The sequence below is a fragment of the Dietzia sp. SLG310A2-38A2 genome (assembly GCF_014145095.1).
In the GTDB taxonomy this organism is placed as follows: domain Bacteria; phylum Actinomycetota; class Actinomycetes; order Mycobacteriales; family Mycobacteriaceae; genus Dietzia.
This window is the reverse complement of record NZ_JAALDX010000324.1, coordinates 1-3,299: the sequence shown is the minus strand read 5'-3', so window position 1 is coordinate 3,299 and position 3,299 is coordinate 1. Positions and strand designations below refer to the sequence as shown.

The following is a 3,299-nucleotide window of genomic DNA, read 5'->3' as shown; positions in this document are numbered from 1 at the left end:
TCCCGTAGGGCACCTCGACCTCCGGCTCGGGGGTCCGGTACGTCCACACGTCCATCCCCCGGTGCCGCCGGGTGGAGTCGGTGACGGCCGCCCCGTCGGCGGTCACGACCTGCCCGGAGGCGAGGGCCGCCTCGAGCTCGGCGAGCCGGTCGGGAAATCGCCGGCGCAGTTCCTCCGGGATGCTGCGGGGCCCCCGACCGGGGTCGGCGAGCCGGATCCGGACCGGGTCCACCCCGTCGCGCAACGGCAGTGGCCTGCGCGGTCGTCCGGACTTCGCCATAGGCAGAGTCTAGCCATTGGGCTACACTCACTTTTCGCCCCAGGCACCTCATGCGCCACTTGCGCGCCAGCTGCCACCTTGACCTCAGGAGCACCCATGATCGACGCCGTTGTCGACTTCTTCCTCTTCGGCCCCGGCCGCGCCCTCCTCCCGGCGTTCCAGGGCAGCTTCAACATGGCCTACCCGCCCAACGCCCCCTTCCCCGACGAGTTCTGAGAACGCCTCCACGATTCACCCGCGGCGGTAGGCTCGCGGTATGGCTTCACTTGAGAACTCCGTGGTCGTCGGCATCGACGGTTCAGCAGCCTCGACCGGCGCCGTCGCGTACGCCGCCAACACCGCCGCGACACGGCGGATCCCGCTCGTACTGGTGACCAGCTACACGATGCCGGCCGCCATGTTCGCAGAGGGCATGGTCCCGCCCCAGCCCGTCTACGACGAGTTGGAGAAGGAATGCCAGCCGATCGTCGAGAAGGCCAGGGCCACCGCTCTCAAGGTCGCCCCGGAGATCGAGGTCTCGCACGCGATCGTCGAGGGCAATCCCTCGCAGGTCCTGATCGACTACTCCCGCAAGGCCAAGATGATCGTCCTGGGCTCGCGCGGGCTCGGCGGGATCAAGGGGATGGTCCTCGGTTCGGTCTCGGCCTCAGTGGCCAGCCACGCGTTCTGCCCGGTCGTGGTGACCCGTGAGGACACCGACGACCTCGACCGCTCCGGACCGGTCGTGGTGGGAGTGGACGGTTCCGAGGTGAGCACCAAGGCCACCGCGTGGGCCTTCGCCGAGGCCTCCGCGCGGGGCGCGACGCTGATCGCGGTGCACACCTGGATGGACCCGCAGGTCCAGGCCGCCGCCGCGGGGATCGCGCTGACCGCCGAGGACTGGCGGCAGCTCGAGGAACAGCAACTGGAGACCCTGTCCGAGCGGCTCGCCGGCTTCTCCGACCGCTACCCCGACGTGCGGATCGAGCGGGTCGTCACCCGCGATCGCGCGGTCCGGGCGCTCGTCGAGCGGGCGGAGAACGCCCAGCTCGTCGTCGTCGGGTCCCACGGGCGGGGCGGATTCACCGGCATGGTCCTCGGCTCGACCAGCCGGGCGCTCCTCCAGGCGTCGCCCTGCCCGGTGATGGTCGTGCGCCCGGAGTCGCACTCGTGAGTGCCGGGGAGGACGTCCAGGTGAGGCGCAACCTCGCCGCCGGCCGATTCGAGATCGTGGTCGACGACGTGGTGGCGGGCTTCGCCGACTACAGCGATTCGGACGACGTCAGGACGTTCCCGCACACCGTGGTGGACCCGGAATTCGGCGGCCGCGGCCTGGCCGGGCGGATGATCGGCGAGGCCCTGCAGGTCACGCGCGACGAGGGACTGCGCGTCCGGCCCGCCTGCGCGTTCGTCGAGCGCTACGTCCAGAAGAACCCGGATTCGGCGGACCTTGCCTGACGGAGCCTGCTTACATGACACCTGAGGCGCAGGTGAGTAACGAATAAGCGACGATTAACCCCACACACGGTCCGACCGGAGGCGTTTGTGGCTCAACCGTGTTCTGCTGGGGAAGCGGCTCGCACTCGGGCCGAGAGACTCTCGGGAAAGGACTACACCATGGGGACAATCATCGCCTGGATCATCATCGGCGGACTCGCCGGTTGGATCGGCTCCAAGATCATGAAGCGTGACGCCCAGATGGGCATTATCGCCAACATCGCCGCCGGTATCGTCGGCGCCTTCGTCGTCGGTTGGCTCGTCTCGTTCTTCACCAACAGCGAGGGTGGCGCGATGCCGCAGGCATTCTCCATCCCCGGCATCCTCGCCGCGATCGTCGGCGCCTGCCTCGTGATCTGGCTCGTCAGCCTCGTCAGTGGTCGCAGCAACCGCGGCACCCGCGTCTGACGACGCACTGACTCTGGAGACAGACGGACTCTAGACGAGTCCGAACGGCCCGGCCCCGCACGACAGGGCCGGGCCGTTCGTCTCACAACCGTCGAGTACGAGAAGAAGGGAACGGACATGGGCCTCATCGACAAGATCAAGAACATCGGCAAGAATCCCGCCAAGCTCAACTCCGCCGTCGCGAAGACCGGGGACTTCCTCAATGACAAAGCCGGCGGCCTGAACAAGAGGCAGCACGACACCGGGGCCAGCGGGCCGGACAGCACCCCGGCCCACGGCCCGGCCGACGTGGGGACCGACGACACCGTGACCGGCGACCGGCCTCCCGCTGGCGGGCAGCCCCCGGCCTGAACCGGGTGATCGGTCCCGGTGTGGCCTGACATGGCACCGGTCCCGCCGAGTCGGTGGTGCCAGCCGATAGTCTGTCACCTGTGACGAGCGCACGGTCGACCAAACCCGGACCGCGGGAGCGGCTCCTGGCCACGTCGACCCGTCTGTTCTCGACCGACGGGATCCGCGCGGTGGGTATCGACCGGATCCTGAGGGAGGCCAAGGTCGCCAAGGCCAGCCTCTACAACACCTACGGTTCCAAGGACGAGCTCGTCGTGGCGTACCTGAAGGCGATGGCCGAACGGGACCGGACCCTGTGGCAACGACGAGCCGACGCCGCCCCGGATTCGCGCGGACGCATCCTCGCCCTGTTCGACATCGTCCGTGAGCGCGTGGAGCCCGCGACCCCCGGCTCGTGCCACCTCGCCGCCGCCATCGAGTTCCCCAGCCCCTGCACGGACGGCGAGCGCGCCATCCGTGCGGCGGTGTCCGACCAACGGGCATGGGTGGCAACCACCCTCCGCTCCGAGCTCGCCGGCATGGGACTCCAGGATCCCGACAACATCGCGGATCTGGCCGACCGGCTGGCGATCCTCCACGACGGTTCCGTCACGGCCGCCATGCTCGGTGAGGTCGAGACCTCGGCGATGACCGCGCGGAGCATGGCGGAGCTCATCCTGGGGATGGTCACGGAACCCACGTGAGGCGAGCGGTGGGCGTGACGGGCGAGGTGCTGGTGACGCTCGGCGTCGTGCTGGCACTCTTCGTGGTCTACCAAGTGTGGTGGACCGACCTGGGCGCGGCA

The 3,299-nt window shown here is 69.1% G+C and carries 5 protein-coding genes and 1 pseudogene; 5 read left to right on the top strand and 1 reads right to left on the bottom strand.

Going from position 1 to position 3,299, the window contains the following annotated elements:
* Positions 1 to 280, bottom strand: a pseudogene (locus tag G6027_RS11795) (pseudouridine synthase); the annotation flags it as partial.
* Between the two features lie 256 nt (positions 281 to 536).
* Between G6027_RS11795 and G6027_RS11790 the strand changes: the two are divergent.
* The 5 genes from G6027_RS11790 to G6027_RS11770 all read left to right on the top strand — a co-directional run bounded on the left by G6027_RS11790 (position 537) and on the right by G6027_RS11770 (position 3,198).
* Positions 537 to 1,433 carry a universal stress protein gene (locus G6027_RS11790; RefSeq protein WP_182637348.1) on the top strand — a complete coding sequence of 299 codons (897 nt, stop codon included), beginning with the start codon at positions 537 to 539 and terminating at the stop codon, positions 1,431 to 1,433.
* Between the two features lie 20 nt (positions 1,434 to 1,453).
* Complete coding sequence (locus G6027_RS11785) at positions 1,454 to 1,717, top strand: GNAT family N-acetyltransferase (protein WP_346995711.1); 264 nt, start codon at positions 1,454 to 1,456, stop codon at positions 1,715 to 1,717.
* A 159-nt stretch (positions 1,718 to 1,876) separates the two neighbouring features.
* Positions 1,877 to 2,164, top strand: a complete 288-nt coding sequence (locus G6027_RS11780) for a GlsB/YeaQ/YmgE family stress response membrane protein (protein ID WP_182637346.1) — start codon at positions 1,877 to 1,879, stop codon at positions 2,162 to 2,164.
* Between the two features lie 117 nt (positions 2,165 to 2,281).
* Complete coding sequence (locus tag G6027_RS11775) at positions 2,282 to 2,515, top strand: hypothetical protein (protein ID WP_182637345.1); 234 nt, start codon at positions 2,282 to 2,284, stop codon at positions 2,513 to 2,515.
* Between the two features lie 80 nt (positions 2,516 to 2,595).
* A complete protein-coding gene (locus G6027_RS11770; protein WP_182637344.1) occupies positions 2,596 to 3,198 on the top strand; it encodes a TetR family transcriptional regulator in 603 nt (200 codons plus the stop codon).
* The last annotated feature ends 101 nt before the right edge of the window (positions 3,199 to 3,299 follow it).